This is a genomic window from Bacillus sp. GS3m_15504 (genome assembly GCF_055825275.1).
This window is the reverse complement of sequence record NZ_JBVVNL010000001.1, coordinates 3,251,959-3,268,910: the sequence shown is the minus strand read 5'-3', so window position 1 is coordinate 3,268,910 and position 16,952 is coordinate 3,251,959. Positions and strand designations below refer to the sequence as shown.

At 35.1% G+C, this 16,952-nt stretch carries 19 protein-coding genes, 1 other RNA gene and 1 riboswitch; of the genes, 16 read left to right on the top strand and 4 right to left on the bottom strand.

Going from position 1 to position 16,952, the window contains the following annotated elements; translation table 11 throughout:
* Nucleotides 1-50 precede the first annotated feature (50 nt).
* Complete coding sequence (locus tag AC0L0O_RS17145; RefSeq protein WP_000495642.1) at nucleotides 51-1,076, top strand: DUF2515 domain-containing protein; 1,026 nt, start codon at nucleotides 51-53, stop codon at nucleotides 1,074-1,076.
* 123 nt (nucleotides 1,077-1,199) lie between these two features.
* Here AC0L0O_RS17145 and AC0L0O_RS17140 read toward each other — a convergent pair whose 3' ends face one another.
* Nucleotides 1,200-1,376, bottom strand: a complete 177-nt coding sequence (locus tag AC0L0O_RS17140) for a hypothetical protein (protein ID WP_001982922.1) — start codon at nucleotides 1,374-1,376, stop codon at nucleotides 1,200-1,202.
* Between the two features lie 85 nt (nucleotides 1,377-1,461).
* Between AC0L0O_RS17140 and AC0L0O_RS17135 the strand changes: the two genes are divergently transcribed.
* Together AC0L0O_RS17135 and AC0L0O_RS17130 are read left to right on the top strand one after the other, a co-directional pair.
* The gene (locus AC0L0O_RS17135; protein WP_001252043.1) at nucleotides 1,462-1,704 is read left to right on the top strand and encodes a hypothetical protein; all 243 of its coding nucleotides are present in this window, start codon (nucleotides 1,462-1,464) and stop codon (nucleotides 1,702-1,704) included.
* Nucleotides 1,705-1,719: 15 nt separating this feature from the next.
* The gene (locus AC0L0O_RS17130) at nucleotides 1,720-2,064 is read left to right on the top strand and encodes a YppE family protein (RefSeq protein WP_000872959.1); all 345 of its coding nucleotides are present in this window, start codon (nucleotides 1,720-1,722) and stop codon (nucleotides 2,062-2,064) included.
* A gap of 25 nt (nucleotides 2,065-2,089) precedes the next feature.
* On the opposite strand, the gene AC0L0O_RS17125 is transcribed toward AC0L0O_RS17130, so the two are convergent.
* Nucleotides 2,090-2,281, bottom strand: coding sequence for a YppF family protein (locus AC0L0O_RS17125; RefSeq protein ID WP_000242663.1), 192 nt, complete (start codon nucleotides 2,279-2,281; stop codon nucleotides 2,090-2,092).
* A 177-nt stretch (nucleotides 2,282-2,458) separates the two neighbouring features.
* On the opposite strand from AC0L0O_RS17125, the gene AC0L0O_RS17120 reads away from it, so the two are divergent.
* The 10 genes from AC0L0O_RS17120 to AC0L0O_RS17075 all read left to right on the top strand — a co-directional run bounded on the left by AC0L0O_RS17120 (nucleotide 2,459) and on the right by AC0L0O_RS17075 (nucleotide 10,827).
* Nucleotides 2,459-2,938, top strand: coding sequence for a YppG family protein (locus tag AC0L0O_RS17120; protein WP_000487705.1), 480 nt, complete (start codon nucleotides 2,459-2,461; stop codon nucleotides 2,936-2,938).
* A gap of 155 nt (nucleotides 2,939-3,093) precedes the next feature.
* Entirely contained in the window at nucleotides 3,094-3,519 is a 426-nt protein-coding gene (locus AC0L0O_RS17115) for a CotD family spore coat protein (RefSeq protein ID WP_000546265.1), read from the top strand.
* A gap of 56 nt (nucleotides 3,520-3,575) precedes the next feature.
* Entirely contained in the window at nucleotides 3,576-4,130 is a 555-nt protein-coding gene (locus AC0L0O_RS17110; RefSeq protein WP_000862923.1) for an SLOG family protein, read from the top strand.
* A 97-nt stretch (nucleotides 4,131-4,227) separates the two neighbouring features.
* Nucleotides 4,228-4,566 (top strand): cell division regulator GpsB, encoded by a 339-nt coding sequence (gpsB, locus tag AC0L0O_RS17105; protein WP_000622430.1) that lies wholly within the window; start codon nucleotides 4,228-4,230, stop codon nucleotides 4,564-4,566.
* Between the two features lie 87 nt (nucleotides 4,567-4,653).
* An RNA gene (gene rnpB, locus AC0L0O_RS17100) (RNase P RNA component class B) lies at nucleotides 4,654-5,044 on the top strand.
* Between the two features lie 180 nt (nucleotides 5,045-5,224).
* Complete coding sequence (locus tag AC0L0O_RS17095) at nucleotides 5,225-6,364, top strand: THUMP domain-containing class I SAM-dependent RNA methyltransferase (protein WP_000521234.1); 1,140 nt, start codon at nucleotides 5,225-5,227, stop codon at nucleotides 6,362-6,364.
* 61 nt (nucleotides 6,365-6,425) lie between these two features.
* Nucleotides 6,426-6,608, top strand: a complete 183-nt coding sequence (locus AC0L0O_RS17090) for a DUF3921 domain-containing protein (protein WP_000376886.1) — start codon at nucleotides 6,426-6,428, stop codon at nucleotides 6,606-6,608.
* Between the two features lie 137 nt (nucleotides 6,609-6,745).
* Nucleotides 6,746-8,683: an ATP-dependent DNA helicase gene (locus AC0L0O_RS17085; RefSeq protein WP_000493712.1), complete on the top strand. Its 1,938-nt coding sequence runs from the start codon at nucleotides 6,746-6,748 to the stop codon at nucleotides 8,681-8,683.
* A gap of 105 nt (nucleotides 8,684-8,788) precedes the next feature.
* Nucleotides 8,789-10,306 (top strand): carboxypeptidase, encoded by a 1,518-nt coding sequence (gene ypwA / locus AC0L0O_RS17080; RefSeq protein WP_000215099.1) that lies wholly within the window; start codon nucleotides 8,789-8,791, stop codon nucleotides 10,304-10,306.
* Between the two features lie 47 nt (nucleotides 10,307-10,353).
* Entirely contained in the window at nucleotides 10,354-10,827 is a 474-nt protein-coding gene (locus AC0L0O_RS17075) for a GNAT family N-acetyltransferase (RefSeq protein WP_000386773.1), read from the top strand.
* Between the two features lie 54 nt (nucleotides 10,828-10,881).
* Here the strand turns inward: AC0L0O_RS17075 and mphL are convergent, their stop codons facing one another.
* Nucleotides 10,882-11,778 (bottom strand): macrolide 2'-phosphotransferase MphL, encoded by an 897-nt coding sequence (mphL, locus tag AC0L0O_RS17070; RefSeq protein WP_001091344.1) that lies wholly within the window; start codon nucleotides 11,776-11,778, stop codon nucleotides 10,882-10,884.
* Between the two features lie 534 nt (nucleotides 11,779-12,312).
* Between mphL and AC0L0O_RS17065 the strand changes: the two genes are divergently transcribed.
* The 3 genes from AC0L0O_RS17065 to pbuX all read left to right on the top strand — a co-directional run bounded on the left by AC0L0O_RS17065 (nucleotide 12,313) and on the right by pbuX (nucleotide 15,304).
* Nucleotides 12,313-13,059 carry a type I methionyl aminopeptidase gene (locus AC0L0O_RS17065; RefSeq protein ID WP_000628423.1) on the top strand — a complete coding sequence of 249 codons (747 nt, stop codon included), beginning with the start codon at nucleotides 12,313-12,315 and terminating at the stop codon, nucleotides 13,057-13,059.
* 116 nt (nucleotides 13,060-13,175) lie between these two features.
* Nucleotides 13,176-13,277, top strand: a riboswitch (purine riboswitch).
* 107 nt (nucleotides 13,278-13,384) lie between these two features.
* A complete protein-coding gene (locus tag AC0L0O_RS17060) occupies nucleotides 13,385-13,978 on the top strand; it encodes a xanthine phosphoribosyltransferase (RefSeq protein ID WP_000866485.1) in 594 nt (197 codons plus the stop codon).
* A 3-nt stretch (nucleotides 13,979-13,981) separates the two neighbouring features.
* On the top strand, nucleotides 13,982-15,304 hold the full coding sequence (gene pbuX, locus AC0L0O_RS17055; protein WP_000809214.1) for a xanthine permease PbuX: 1,323 nt from the start codon (nucleotides 13,982-13,984) through the stop codon (nucleotides 15,302-15,304).
* Between the two features lie 72 nt (nucleotides 15,305-15,376).
* Here pbuX and AC0L0O_RS17050 read toward each other — a convergent pair whose 3' ends face one another.
* Nucleotides 15,377-16,540, bottom strand: a complete 1,164-nt coding sequence (locus tag AC0L0O_RS17050; RefSeq protein WP_000193083.1) for a DUF418 domain-containing protein — start codon at nucleotides 16,538-16,540, stop codon at nucleotides 15,377-15,379.
* Nucleotides 16,541-16,952 lie beyond the last annotated feature (412 nt).

Here is a 16,952-nt window from a genome sequence, read left to right as displayed (position 1 = left end):
AAAATGAAAAAAGATGTGACCTTTTTGAAGAAAGGTGTGATGACTTATTCATGTTTACATGGAATGATTATGAAAAAATTAAACAATATCGTAAACGTGCGGTCTGTACAGAAGAAGAAAAAACAACGGTTTACAACATTAAGAAGGAAATAGAAATAGCTAATATGGATAACATTTCTCGAACGCAGTCTTATCAAGACTATTATGTAAGAAATAGTGAAATTAGGTGGGCTTTTTTAGCGAGTATGGTCTCGAGAAATGCGGGGTGGAATATGACGGATTTAAAAGGGAGGTATTATGCCACTGTTTTACCTCAAACAGTAAAAAAACATTTGTTTTTGACTTATGAAGAAGCGAATTGGATTATTTTTTTAGATGCATTTCCTCAGCTGTTGTTATATGAAGAAAGTAAGAGGAGGCAGGTGCCATTATTCCATTTGTTACAATATTTTAATGTGTCAATTTTTATGGAAAAAGAATGGATATATTTTTGGGAGAAAAAAGATATAAATAGGCTTATGACAGCGCTTATTATAAATGAACAAAATAAAATTCAAAAACCAATTATTGAGAATACATATTTTAAAAAACATGTATTTCATACAGCACTTTTTAAATTGCAAGAAATGCTTCATGTTAGTGCTGTTATTTTTCCAACCGTTGAAGGGAAGATGTATGGTTTTTCAGTTTATCAATTTGAAACGTTGCAAAAGCGTGTAGAACTAGGGAAGAAATTAGCAGCGTTACTATTTCATCCGAATTATAAAAGTTTATTCCATAGGTTTGCATTGCAAACTGTTCACACAGGGTCAAGGGCAGATTATGAACAGTACATAAGAGAAGCTAGAAAATCTTGTACGCCAACTCTTAGAGAAGTTTATCCTGCTGTTACACATAAGGAAATAAGTATGAGAGATTGGTTTTGTAGAGATATGGAAATAAATGAACTATTTTTACGAGAAGAGTATAAGGGTGAAGTTGATATAACAGAATGGTATAAAAGAAAGAGGGAGCAAATTTATTTTGCTTCTATCATAAATCGTTTTGTTAAGAGGATGGATGAGTTCGTGATATAATAAAAAAGAAGTCCCGTCTTCATTTATGAAGACGGGACTTCTTAATGTGAAGTAATCCTGCTATGCGTGCTAAACATTTAATCTCAAAATGTAATGCATACAAGAGATTAAGGAAGTTTCACTTTATGTAGCAGGGAAGTTTGGACCATCTAATTTTGGATTTCCAGTTTCGGGTTTATTTTGTTTGTTTTGTTTTTTCTTTTTTTCGTTTTTGTTCTTTGCCATTTTCATGCACCTCCTTTTTGTATTGTTACCATTTCTATAAATGACATACAAAATGATTTCTTTGACGAATAACAACTAGTTTTGTCATGTGGGCAGGAGTGAAGAATCATTCGGCGAAATTACATGACAAAGGAAAAGCAAAGAAGGAGGCGTTTTGTATATGGCGATGGTTCAGAAGGAAGATGTAATGAAAACAATGGATCAAATGTTAAGTTCTCTCGATTTGCTGGAAATGAATATAGGGATTAGAACGAATCATGCATTAAAGGATAAGAGTGAAAAAATATGCAACAAGATAGAAATAACAGAAATGCACATTGAGCATATGGAAAATAAATTAGTGCATCACGAAGAAAAAGGGAATTGGGTGAAGGCATTTCAAAACGTCGTAGTGAGTGCATAATAAGGTGGGAATAAAATGAAGTATGAAGCATTAATACAGTCTTCGGAAAAACTTATGCAACATAATAATGAAGCAAATGTGAAAAAAAGAGAAATGATTGAATACGATTTTTATAAGGATATGAAACCGTTTGTAGATATGGTAGATGAGGAATTAAAAGTGTGGAAAGAATTGGCTTATGAATGGATTAAGGAAGAAAAACCGAAGTATATACATGTACAGCAAATTGATCAAGTGTATGATAATTTACAAACAAATGTGCTGCAATGTTTTGTAAATAAAGGTAAAGGTAAGCGATTCTTTGAAACGCATCAAGCCATTTCGTATACTTTGCAAAATATAATTGAGCAATGTAAGTAACAAGAGGGGAAACCCTCTTGTTTTTTTATGCTTCTGTCATTGTTGTAGGTTTTGTTGCACCGTTTATTTCTAATTCTTTTATTACTGTTCGGTAATCTGAAATGCATATTTTTCCTTCGAGATACCAATGTCTCGCAAAGTCCAATAATTCATTTACATTTTCTGTGTAATATCCCTTTTTTTGAGAAAACGCTTGTTTTAAATCCCCTAATACCATGTTGATTCCTCCCCCATGAGAATCTTCTTCTTTATTATCATAGCATGGAAGGGTTTTCTTTTTTAATTTTTTAAAAATTTAAACTTCCGACAAAAATAGACACATACTCCGTCACACAAATTATTTTACAAGTACATATTATATATGTAGAAACTTATGTGAAGGAGGAGAGAATGCATGTTTCAACAATCTAACGTATATCAGCAATCTAATCCATATGCACAGCAAAATATGTACCAATATAATACGGATACATATTTACGTTATAATATGTATCCTTTCGAACCTCATTATGGAAATCAAAATTATTACCAGCCATTTGAAGTGTCGTTTATGAATCAACCGCAACAACCACAGCAACCATATATGAATCAACAACCGCAACCGTATATGAATTCACAATACTATATGCCACCACCATCTCCCTATAGCAATCAACAAGCGATGTTTTATCCACCAAAACAACCGTACCCGACACAAAATAAACAAAAGCAACAGCAGCAACCAAGTCAATTTTCTAGTTTTGTTTCCCAATTTAAAAATTCAGATGGTAACTATGATGTAAATAAAATGATGAATACAGCTGGACAAATGATGAATGCGATGAATCAAGTGACAGGTATTGTAAAGCAAGTGGGAGGCTTTTTTGGTAAGTAATGTCGAAGGTTTGTCTATAAAAAGCATTGGATAGAAAATCAAGGACTAGACAAATTTCCTTAGAATAAATGGGTATATATAACAAGCGGCTTACCCTCTTTTCTCATACTGTAAAGTGTAATCAGATTTTTTTTATGAGAGAGGAGAGAAAAACTATGCATCATTGTCATCCTTGCTTTGGAGGGCATAAGCCTACAGGACCTATTTGTACAACTGCTCCTGTCATTCATCCGACGAAACAATGCGTAACACATTCTTTTTCAACAACGGTGGTGCCACACATTTTCCCGACGCATACAACACATGTACATCATCAACAAATTAAAAACCAAAACTTCTTCCCGCAAACAAATTCAAATGTAAATGTTGTAGACCCAATCGATCCAGGATTCGGCGGATGTGGACCATGTGGCCATGGTCATCACCACCACCACCACGGTCATCAAATATCCCCATTCGGACCAGGACCGAATGTATCACCGTTTGGACCAGGACCAAATGTATCGCCATTTTTACCAAACAATGTATCACCAGTAGGTCCGAATATTGGACCAAACGTTGGTGGAATATTTAAAAAGTAAATGATATGTTAGAACTAGCGAAATGCTAGTTCTTTTTTTGTAATTGGAGTGTTGATATGAAAGTTATTGCAGTAACAGGCTATAAGCCATTTGAACTTGGAATATTTAAAAATGATCATCCAGGAGTAGAATGTATAAAAAAGGCGCTGCGTCGTAAATTAACTGCTTTTGTAGAAGATGGTTTAGAGTGGGTTATAATAAGTGGCCAGTTAGGTGTAGAATTATGGACTGCTGAAGTTGTTTTTGAAATACAAGTAGAATATCCAGATTTAAAATTAGCGGTATTTACTCCATTTTTAGAACAAGAAGAAGGTTGGAAGGAAGATAACCGTGAATATTACGAATTTATTCTCTCTCAAGCAGACCATGTTGATAGTATCACAAAACGGAAGTACGAAAGCCCAGAGCAATTTAAATTAAAAAATCAATTTTTTATTGAAAAAAGTGATGCACTTTTAGCTGTATATGATGAAGAAAAACCAGGGAGTCCTAAATATATTGTAGAAGCGGCAAAGAAAAAAGGAGAAATAGAAAATTATCACAGTTATTTCATTCTTTTTTCCGATTTACAAGATATAATAGAAGAGGAACAGTGGAATAATGCTGAGTAATATGTAATATAGTACTCGTATATATGATTGACAAAAAGCATTGTTTCTGAAAAAATTTAGTTAATGAAAGTTTTGGCAAAAATTTGAGGTGAAGAAAATGATTTCGGATAAAATTAAATTAACGGCGAAAGATATTTTAGAAAAAGAATTTAAAACAGGTATGAGAGGTTATCAACAAGAAGAAGTAGACAAGTTTCTTGATATGATCATTAAAGATTATGAAGCTTTTCACAAGGAATTTGAGCAATTAAAGCAACAAAATGCTCGTTTAAAGCGTGAACTAGAAGAGCAAAAGCTAGCAGCAACGCAAGTTCCACAACAACCAGTTGTACAAACACCAGTTGCACAACCAGTATATAACAACACGAATACGGACATTTTAAAACGTCTATCGAATTTAGAAAAAGCTGTATTTGGAAGTAAGTTATACGAATAATTTCTGGTGATAAAAAGGTTAAAGCATTTTACATAGAAAAAAACATTGCAAAATCTTTTTGTTTCCACTATACTAATGGATGTCATAACGTTTGGGTAATCGCTGCAACGCCAACGTTGTAGAGGAAAGTCCATGCTCGCACGGCCTGAGATGGCTGTAGTGTTCGTGCCTAGCCAATTCATAAGCTAGGGTATTCTGGCTGTAAGGCTGGTTTAACGGCAGGGAAAAAACCTAAGTCCTTTCGGATATGGTTTGACTACCTTTAAAGTGCCACAGTGACGAAGTCCTTGAAGAAATGATAGGAGTGGAACGAGGTAAACCCCACGAGCGAGAAACCCAAATAATGGTAGGGGAATCTTTTCCAAGGAAATGAACGATGGGAAAGGACAGGTTGTATAACCTGTAGATAGATGATTGCCACCGGAGTACGAGGCGTGGGCCGTTTGCAGTACAAAGGAACAGAACATGGCTTACAGAACGTTATGAACCAACTATGAAATAACTCAGCTCTCCTTTGTTAGAGGAGGGCTTTTTATTTGTATGAAGTTATAAATTATGAGTTAAAATGGTTAATGAGAAAATTCTTCGTAAAATGTAATGATTAATAGGATAAATGGCTATTAATTATTGTTTGAATATACATAAGAGGTGAATGCAAATGGGAAAAGTTACTTTAATCGCAACAGCGGCAATGGGTATTGAAGCTTTAGTTGCCCGAGAAGTTCGTGACCTTGGTTATGAATGCCAAGTAGAAAACAGCAAAGTAACATTTGAAGCAGATGAAAAGGCGATTTGTCGCACGAATTTATGGTTACGTACTGCGGACCGTGTGAAAATTAAAGTTGGCGAATTTAAAGCGACAACATTTGATGAGCTGTTTGAGAAAACGAAAGCATTAAACTGGGGAGATTATATTCCAGAGAACGGTGAGTTCCCTGTTATTGGTAAATCTTTAAAATCTGAGTTATTCAGTGTTTCGGATTGCCAACGTATCGTTAAGAAGGCTGTTGTTGAAAAATTAAAAACAACATATAAACGTACAACTTGGTTTGAAGAAGATGGCCCGTTATTCCGTATTGAGATTGCAATGCTCAAGGATATTGCAACATTAACAATTGATGCGAGCGGTGTTGGACTTCATAAACGTGGATACCGCGTGGATCAAGGAGAAGCTCCTTTAAAAGAAACATTAGCTGCGTCTTTAATTAAATTAACAAACTGGAAGCCAGATCGTCCTTTCGTGGATCCTTTCTGCGGATCAGGTACAATTCCGATTGAAGCAGCATTAATTGGACAAAATATTGCACCAGGATTTAACCGTGGCTTTGCATCGGATGAATGGGGCTGGGTTGGTAAACAAAACTGGCGTGAAGCTCGTCAAGAAGCTGAAGACTTAGCGAACTATGATCAACCATTGCAAATCATTGGATCAGATATTGATCATCGTATGATTCGAGTTGCTCAAGATAACGCAGAAGAAGTTGGTTTAGGTGATTTAATTACATTTAAACAAATGCAAGTAAAAGATTTCACAACAAAAGAGGATTATGGCTATGTTGTAACGAATCCTCCATACGGAGAACGTTTAAGTGAAAAAGCACTTGTTGAACAACTGTATAAAGAAATGGGACAAGTATTCCGTCCATTAGATACATGGTCGGCGTATGTATTAACAAGTTACGAAGCATTTGAGAAGTGCTACGGAAAAGATGCATCGAAGAAGCGTAAACTGTTTAACGGATTTATTCGTACAGATTACTACCAATACTTCGGAAAACGTCCACCTCGTAATTCATAGTATAAAACTACTCCAGCGCGCATATACTGGCTATTATGTAATGCGTAAAGGAGGAACTAATATGGATAGTTTCCAATTATCAATGATTCAAAAGGCTATTCACCGTACGTATGATGAGATCGGAAAAGAATTGGATAGCCAAGGTGCGATTGTAGATGAAATACAAAAAGCACAAGAAGAATATTTGTCAGCTCTTTCACATGAAACGGCGATTGATAAACGTTATTTAAAGTCATTAATATAGAAGAAAATTTTCCTTTTTCGAAAGGAAAATTTTTTTTCGTGTATTTCTATGTATTGCAACAGGGGAAAGTGGCTGCACCTATATGAGTAGCAGTTGCTATATCTTTTATAGAAAAACTTTTTGGTTGGAGGCTAAGGATGTTTACTGAGAAGAGATTACCATTTGAAGTAGGAAAACAAGACAATTTTTATGATAAGTTGAATGAGTGGATTGGAGATGTGTTTTACGACATCCTTCCGGAAAAAGGCTTTGAAGAGCGTGATGAACAAATTTTTATGGCGTTTCAATTAGAGCGTGCTTTCCAAGAAAAGAAAGTTATGTTCGCAGAAGCGGGTGTAGGAACCGGGAAAACAATTGTATATCTTCTATATGCAATTTGCTATGCGCGTTATACTGGGAAACCAGCGATTATCGCTTGTGCAGATGAAACGTTAATTGAGCAGCTTGTAAAAGAAGAAGGGGACATTGCTAAATTATCTGAGGCATTAGGCTTATCGGTAGATGTAAGACTTGCGAAATCAATGGATAATTATTTATGTTTACGTAAACTTGAAGATGTTATGAGTGGACGAGCTCCAGAAGTAATTGAAGATGTATACTACGAATTACCGCAGTTTGTATTTGACCACGGTACGATGCAAAACTTTACTCACTATGGTGACCGAAAAGAATTTCCGCTTTTAAATGATGAGGAATGGTCAAAAGTAAATTGGGATTACTTCCAAGATTGCTTCACTTGTGATTCTCGTCATCGTTGCGGGCAAACTCTATCACGTGAACATTATCGTAAAGCGGCAGATTTAATTATTTGTTCTCAAGATTTCTATATGGATCATATTTGGACGTATGATGCTCGTAAGCGTGAAGGACAAATTCCGTTATTACCAGAAAGCAGTTGTGTTGTATTCGATGAAGGACATCTTGTAGAATATGCAGCTCAAAAAGCTTTAACATATCGTTTAAAGCAAACGATGATGGAGCAACTTTTAACGAGATTATTACAAAATGATATTCGCGAGGAGTTTGCGCATTTAGTAGAAGAAACAATTTGGCAAACAGAGCGATTCTTTGATGTGTTACAAGAGAATAAAAAAGAAATTGCTGGTTCTGATCGTTTAGAAATTACTGTGACAGAAAAAGTAACGGCTGAAGCGAAGCGACTTTATGCAAAAATTGGTGAAGTCGGGGACGCATTAGTATTTGAAAGTGAAATGCATACAGTAAACACGTATGATTTAAATATCGTTGATGAACATTTAGATGTATTAGAGCATTCACTTCGCCTATTCATGCACGAGAAAAATGTAATTACATGGGGTGAAGAAGGTGATGGAGCCTTCACGTTAGTAATTATGCCGCGTGCAGTTGAAGAAGTATTACAAGAGAAAGTATTCTCAAAGAAAATCCCGTATATTTTCTCTTCTGCTACATTATCTAACAACGATTCATTCTCATTTACAGCAAATAGCCTAGGGGTAAAAGATTACTTATCATTCTCAGTTGCCTCACCGTTTGATTATGAGGAGCAAATGGCAGTAAACTTACTATCTCATACGAAAGAAAACGAATGGGAAAGAAAGTGTCAATATACACTTGAAAATATACAAAAAACAAATGGTCGTACACTTGTATTATTCCGTACAACGCAAGAACTTGCAGCGTTTAAAGAGTATGTAAGTAAAGAACAAATGTCAGTTCCATTCCTATATGAAGGGGACCAAGAAATTAGTCAGCTTGTTTCTCGTTTCCAAAATGAAGAAGAAACTGTACTTTGTGCCGTTCATTTATGGGAAGGTTTAGATATTCCTGGTTCATCATTATCACATGTTATTATTTGGTCATTACCATTCCCTCCAAACGATCCTGTGTTTGAAGCGAAGCGTAAACATGTGAATGATCCATTCTGGGATGTAGATGTACCGTATATGATTTTACGTCTTCGTCAAGGAATTGGACGTTTAATTCGTACGAGTGACGATAAAGGGGCTATATCAATCTTCTTATCTGATACTGAAGATGAGAAAGTGGTAGAAGCAGTGAAAAAGGTACTACCAGTAGAAGGTAAAGAATTATAAGGAGAAAGCTTGGCGCTTGCCAAGCTTTTTTTCTATTATATATAAAAGGAATTTAGATTTTCGTGTCGAATTAAGTTTGAGGTAGAAAAAGGAGGTTTTTATACAATGACAGTAGCTACATATGAAGTAGAAAAGCAATTTTTAACATATGTAAAGAAGATACAAAATTACGGAGAAGCGTTAAGCTTAATGTTTTGGGACTTAAGAACAGGTGCACCTAAAAAAGGTGTAGATCAGCGTTCAGAAGTAATTGGCATGCTTTCATCAGAAGTATTTGCCATGTCGACTTCAGATGAGATGGGGAACTATTTAACAGAGCTTGAATCTTTAATAAGTGAAGACAAACTTTCTGAAACGACGAAGAAAATGGTTGAAGAGTGTCGTAAAGAATATGATAGAAATAAGAAAATTCCACAAGCGGAATACGAAGCGTATGTGAAATTAGAAGCGAAAGCGGAAAGTGTGTGGGAAGAAGCTCGCGAAAAATCTGATTTCGAAATGTTCCGTCCGTATTTAGAACAAATAGTTGAATTTAAAAAGAAGTTCATTACATATTGGGGTTACGAAACATATAAATATAATACATTATTAGATATGTATGAGCCGGGTATTACGGTAGAAGTGTTAGATCACGTATTTGGTCAACTTCGTGAGCGTATCGTTCCGCTCGTAAAAGAAATATCAGAGTCGCAAAAAAGATTAAAGACAAGTGCTTTATCAGAACATTTTTCAAAAGAAAAACAAAAAAACTTTACATTAGAGCTATTAAAGCAATTAAATTATGACTTTGAAGCAGGTCGTCTTGATGAAACAGTACATCCATTTGAGATCACATTAAATAGAGGGGATGTTCGTATTACGACACGCTATGACGAAAAAGATTTCCGTATGGCTGTGTTTGGAACAATTCATGAATGTGGTCATGCTGTATATGAACAAAATATTGCAGAGAAATTTGAAGGCACACCGCTATGTAGTGGAACATCTATGGGTATTCATGAGTCACAATCATTATTCTTTGAGAACTTTATCGGTCGTAATAAATCATTCTGGAAGAAAAATTATGATTTATTAAAAGAGTATAGCGATGGTCAATTCAATGATATATCAGTAGATGAGTTTTATGATGCAATAAATGAATCGAAGCCTTCATTTATTCGCATAGAAGCAGATGAGCTTACATATCCGCTTCACGTTATGGTTCGTTATGAACTTGAGAAAGAGTTATTTGATGGCACATTACAAGTGAAGGATTTACCAGCGGCTTGGAACGATAAGATGGAAGCATATTTAGGAATTCGCCCGGCTAACGATGCACAAGGCGTATTACAAGATGTTCACTGGGCTGGTGGTTCATTTGGATACTTCCCATCTTATGCGCTTGGTTATATGTATGCAGCGCAATTTAAGCAAAGAATGGTAAAAGACATTCCGAACTTTGATGCATTATTAGAAGAAGGAAACGTAACACCAATTCGTGAATGGTTAACAGAAAACATTCACCAATACGGTAAAACGAAAAAGCCACTTGAAATTTTAGAAGATGTAACAGGTGAAGGATTGAATGCGAATTACTTAGCAGATTATTTAGAAGCGAAGTATAGAGAGATTTACGAGTTATAAAAAAAGAGCTGCTTACTTGCAGCTCTTTTTTTAAAGGGGATGGGAGAATGGACTATACATATACAGTAATGACGCAAGAAGAAGCAGAAGAAATTGCATACAACTGGCATTATGAAGGGGAATATTCCTTTTACGATATAGAGGCAGATGAAGAAGATTTAGCCGAATTTTTACATGATGAGAGTAGAGGGGATCATACATTTTCTGTGAAGGAAAATGGCACTCTCATTGGTTATTTTACTGTTTGTAAAATAACTGATGGAACGGTTGATATAGGTCTTGGAATGAGACCTAATATAACTGGGAATGGATTTGGTTTACAGTTCATAAATGCTATACTAGCTTTTAGTAAAGAAAAATATGGATGTAATTATATAACACTATCAGTAGCTACATTTAATAAAAGAGCAATTAAAGTGTATAAAAGGGCAGGGTTTGAAGCAGTTGGAACGTTTATACAGAAAACAAATGGTAGTTGTTTTGAGTTTTTGAAAATGAATTATATATGTAAAAATAACTAAAAAACAGAAGAGAGTTCTTCTGTTTTTTAGTTTAATGTTTTTTAAGCAACTGTATTAACTTTCAGTTGCTAGCATGTGTATAGCTGCTTCATGCATGTCTTTCAAACCTGATACTTGAGCGTACTCAGCAACAGTGATGCTACTTGTTGTTAGAAGTTCGATAATATGTTCGTCCATTCTTGACCAAGTTTTACCGCCAGCGTTGTCATAAGAGTGAATTAACTTTGTTAATCCATCTTTCCCAAAGAGTAGATAATGCGATGTGAAATCTATAGATAGATCACCTATCCCTACTTCTGTCCAATCGATTAAACCAGTTACATTATTTTTCTTATCAATCAGAATATGACCTGGATGTATATCTCCATGCTTTACTCCCACGTGAGATGGCCAAAAAGAATCTTCAGCTAGCCATGCTTGCCAACGATCCCATAAGTTTTGATTAATATGGTATTGTTCCTTCACTCGATTCATCCTTTGTTGCATAGAAGTTCTTAATTCATTAGCAGTAAGAATTTCAACACCTATATTATTAAATTTTTGCTGAGGTAATGAATGTACATTCGCTAGAACTTTTCCTAATGAAATATAATATTCGGTTGGTACATTCTTTTCATTAAAGTTCCATACATATCTTTGTTGTTCTATATCGATAGTAGCAGCAGGAAAGCCATTTAGTTGTTTATAAGCAATTAGTTCTTCAGAAAATATAGACCAATCAGGAACTTGGAATGCTGCATGTTTTTTCATAATTTCTAACGCTTCTTTTTCTCGTAGGGCATGTCTCATGGATTCTGGTCTACGAGGAATTCTTAGTATCCATTTATCTCCGTTTTGTTCTGTAACGTGTGCTACTTGAAAGTCAACGCCAGATTCATTGATTTCTATTGAATCTTCTAAGATATTTAGTCCTTTTTTATTTGCTAATTGTTTCACTTTAAATGTATTCATTTTTATTTCCTCCAATTGTTTATTTTGATTTTAATGCTTTTATACGTTTTCTGTTACTAATCATCCTAAATACATCAATATGATTAAAGAAATGTAATCATAAAAAAACCACAGACGGGCTTCTGTCTGTGGTTAAGAGTAAACGAGGATATAAGGAATAAACGTCTCTCTTTGTATGAAAAATATACGAAAAAAAAGACAGATGTATATCTGCCTTTCTCCATGTGGAAAGTGTACTCTTCCGTTGAAGATTATTAAAAATGTGCAGACTAATCCCGTTTACTCTGCTTTATGAAAACAGAGCCTTTGAACATATTAAGTTACTTAGTGTTCAAAGTTTGCTGACGTAGTCTTCCTGCGTGCATCATCTTTAACAATCCTCCTTTTAATAGTATAGTAACAATATACTTTGTTTATAAGTAAACATCAATTAAAAATACTAGATGTAATATTAATTGAAAGTGTTGGAAGAGTATGTGTATCATTGAAATTTAGTAGCAAATAGTAGGTCTAGCAAGGAAGGTAGAGATAAGCATGATTACAATTAAAACGAAAAATGAAATAGATTTAATGCATGAATCTGGAAAGTTACTTGCTTCATGTCATAGAGAAATTGCGAAGATAATGAAACCAGGTATTACAACAAAAGAAATTAATACGTTTGTGGAAGCGTATTTAGAAAAACATGGTGCAACGTCTGAGCAGAAAGGGTACAACGGATATCCATATGCGATATGTGCATCTGTAAACGATGAAATGTGTCATGCATTTCCGGCCGATGTTCCTTTGACTGAGGGTGATATTGTAACAATTGACATGGTAGTAAACTTAAATGGTGGTCTTTCAGATTCTGCTTGGACGTATAGAATTGGAAAAGTTTCTGATGAAGCAGAAAAGTTATTACTAGTAGCTGAAAATGCTTTGTATAAAGGAATTGATCAGGCGGTGATCGGTAATCGTGTAGGAGATATTGGCTATGCAATTGAGAGTTATGTAGCAAATGAAGGTTTTTCTGTCGCGAGAGACTTCACTGGACATGGGATTGGTAAAGAGATTCATGAAGAACCAGTAATTTTTCATTTTGGGAAGCAAGGTCAAGGGCCAGAGCTACAAGAAGGGATGGTAATTACGATTGAGCCGATTGTCAATGTAGGTATGCGATATTGTAAAGTAGATTTAAATGGATGGACTGCAAGAACGATGGACGGGAAATTATCAGCTCAATATGAGCATACAATTGTGATTACAAAAGATGGACCAATCATTTTAACGAAGTTATAATTTGGAATGAAAGAGTTTACAAAACTCGAACGAAAATGATGTTTTTATAAAATTTGTACGTGTTTTATGAATAAAAGCTTTTCAAAGTATAAAAAGTGCGTTATAATCCTTCTATAAAATAAATAGTTAGCTACACTCATATAATCGCGGGGATATGGCCTGCAAGTTTCTACCGAAGTACCGTAAATACTTTGACTATGAGTGAGGACGAATATATTTGCTTGTTTAGCATTCTTTTTTGCGAAACTCCAAAAGCGCGTCTCTCACTTGTAACGAGTGGTGGCGGCTTTTGGAGTTTTTTTATTGCATAAGAGGGGGAACAAACATGAAAGTATTACAAGAAAAGATTTTGAACGAAGGAAAGGTTTTATCTGGTGATGTATTAAAGGTAGATGCATTTTTAAATCACCAAATTGATCCAGTACTTATGCAAGAAATCGGAAAAGAATTTGCTAAACGTTTTAAAGAAGAGAACATTACAAAAATCGTGACGATTGAATCTTCAGGGATTGCACCAGCAGTTATGGCTGCATTAGAGCTTGGTGTAAAAGTAATCTTTGCTAGAAAGCGTAAATCGTTAACGTTACAAGATAATATGTATGTTGCAAACGTATATTCATTTACAAAACAAGAAACGAATGAAATTTCGTTATCTCGAAATCATATTGATGAAAGTGATCGCGTTTTAATTATTGATGACTTTTTAGCAAACGGTCAGGCTGCTTTAGGTTTAATGAGCCTAGTAGAGCAAGCTGGAGCAAGTATTGCAGGAATTGGTATTGTTATTGAAAAAGCATTTCAAGATGGAGGAAAGAAGCTTCGTGAACAAGGAATTCGTGTTGAGTCACTAGCAGAAATTGCATCACTTGATAATAACGCAGTTACATTTGTACAGCAAGAAACTGCGGAGGTGAAATAAACGATGAAGCAACATCCATTTAAAATCGCATCGCTTGGTATGCAGCATATGCTTGCTATGTATGCTGGCGCAATTATCGTTCCGCTTATTGTGGGCGGCGGACTTGGTTTAAATCAAAAAGAGTTAACATATTTAGTCTCAATTGATTTATTAATGTGCGGCGTTGCGACAATTTTACAAGCATTATCAAATCGCTTTTTCGGTATTGGACTCCCAGTTGTACTAGGTTGTACATTTACAGCCGTTGGGCCGATGATTGCAATCGGAAAACAATACGGCGTGTCTTCTATTTATGGAGCAATTATTGCTGCGGGGTTATTCGTTGTTATTTTTGCGAAATTATTTGGAAAGCTTGTAAAACTGTTTCCTCCTGTTGTAACAGGATCTGTCGTTACCGTAATTGGAGTTACACTTGTTCCAGCAGCAATTAATGATATGGCTGGAGGAGTAGGAAGTAAGGATTTCGGTAGTCTTGAAAATTTAGCATTAGCATTTGGTGTGTTACTATTTATCATCATTATGTATCGTTTCTTCGACGGGTTTATTCGTTCAATCTCTATTTTACTAGGTCTTTTATTCGGTACAATTGTTGCAGCATTTATGGGGAAAGTAAGCTTGCAAGCGGTTGGAGAAGCAGATTGGTTCCATGGTATTCAGCCATTTTACTTCGGTACACCAACGTTTGAATTAACGCCAATTATTACGATGATTCTAGTTGCTTGCGTAGGGATTGTAGAAGCAACAGGTGTATACTTTGCATTATCTGATATTTGCAATAAAAAGATTGGTGAAAAAGAATTAACAAAAGGTTATCGTGCAGAAGGGTTAGCAATGGTGTTAGGTGGTATTTTCAACGCCTTCCCATATACAACATACTCTCAAAACGTAGGGCTTGTTCAATTAACTGGAGTAAGAAATCGCGTGATTATTTATACTTGTGGTGGTATGTTAATCGCTCTTGGATTCATTCCAAAAATCGCAGCGATTACAACAATTATTCCGAAATCGGTACTTGGCGGTGCGATGTTAGCGATGTTCGGTATGGTAATGGCATATGGTATTAAAATGTTAAGTAGCGTTGATTTTGGAAGACAAGAAAACTTATTAATCGTTGCATGTTCTGTTGGAATCGGGCTAGGAGTTACTGTCGTTCCTACATTATTCTCACAACTTCCAGAAAGCATTCGTATTTTAACAGATAACGGAATCGTACTTGGAAGTGCGTCAGCAGTACTTTTAAATATCGTATTTAATATGGTGCCGCAGCGTAAAGTGAAAGTAAAGGATGAACCAGTTCCGATGCAAAGTGCGGTAAGAGAAGCGTAAAATTGATAAAAGGTTCAAATCGTATGCGATTTGAACCTTTTATTTTTGTATTTCAAAACCGATTCGTTACTGTTATGAGACCTTGCTTTTCTTTTTAAGTGGCATCATTTTCCCGTACGTACCAAGACGCCAAATGTACTCAAGTGGCCCGTATTGATAACGTGACAGCCACCAGCGGCTAATAAAGATTTGTAACGTGTAGAAACCGACGCAAAATAGTGGTCCTACCCATAATGGAGCTGGATAATAACTTTTAAGCAATAGACCAAATACAAGTAACGTAACAATTGTATGTGAAATGTAGTTTGTTAATGCCATTCGACCAACGTACTGGAATGGACGTAATAATGTTTGCCATTTTTCTTTTTGTAATAAACGCATAAGAGTGAAAATATAGAAGATGAATAATGTTTTTCCGCTAAACATTGCAAGCCCTTGCATATAAAGTGGTTCATATGACGATGTTGATAAGAAATAACGAACCATAAAGAACCAAAACGGTAATGTTAAAACAAACATAATGATTTGCCATTTTTTTAGCTTTGGATCTAACTCTTTCGTGCGGCGGAAAATGTCTTTTTTACCGGCATATAAACCGAGTAAAAATAGCCCAACTGTTTCTGGGAGCATTGATACATTTAGTCCAATTCCATTAGCATAAAAAGCATGGAAACGATTTTGTATTTGTGACACCCAGTCTTCAAGTGGCATGATTGGTAAGGATAACCCAAGTTCCTCCTTTGGCATGAAGGCAATACCAATAGTAGCGATTAGCATAAGAAATTGAAAAATACTTAATAAAACGATTGCCCATATTAAAATAGTACGAGGTTTTCTCTTATAAAATAAAAATAAGAAAAATCCAGCGATTGCATAACTATGTAAAATGTCTCCGTCCCATAAAAGAACGTAATGTAAGAAACCAAATAATAATAAAATAAGTAAACGACGAACAAATAAAGTTTTTGGTCGATCTGTTTTTGCTTCAGCACGAGTCATAAAGATGTAAAAGCCTAGGCCGAATAAAAATGAAAAGATAGTATAAAACTTTGTTTGAATGAACATATCGTAAAATAGACGGATATAGCTATCTAGCCCCTCGTAAACTCCTGAAAGATCACGTGAGTCAATCCCAGCGATAATGGGCCAGTTAACAAGAAAAATACCTAGTACAGCTATTCCTCTAATAATATCGATGGAGTGTATCCTCTCGCCTTGTGAAATATTTTGTGTCATTATTTTCCTCCTTGTTAAGTAATTCCCTTTTATTATACAAAATGTAAGATGGAGGGTATAGGGTAGATTTCCATTTTTTTTAACTATTAAGTTATGTAAGATGAGATATAATAAGAGTGCACAACAAGTTTTAACCTTTTTCAAAACAGGCAGTGAAGCTCCTTCTTATAAGGGGCTTTCTTTATGAAAAGTGTTGATAATGATTCTCTTTAATGATAAAATGTATTCAAAAGTGATAATCATTATCAAAAAAGGTTGGTGCATGAGTATGGTATATGCATTAGTAGCAGGTACAGTCGCTGTATATGCAGTTATTGCAAAGTATGTTTTAAATGGAGTAGGAACAGCAAAATGAGTGATATTACATAAAATCCCTTTCATTTGTAAAAAGAATGAAAGGGATTTTTTATTT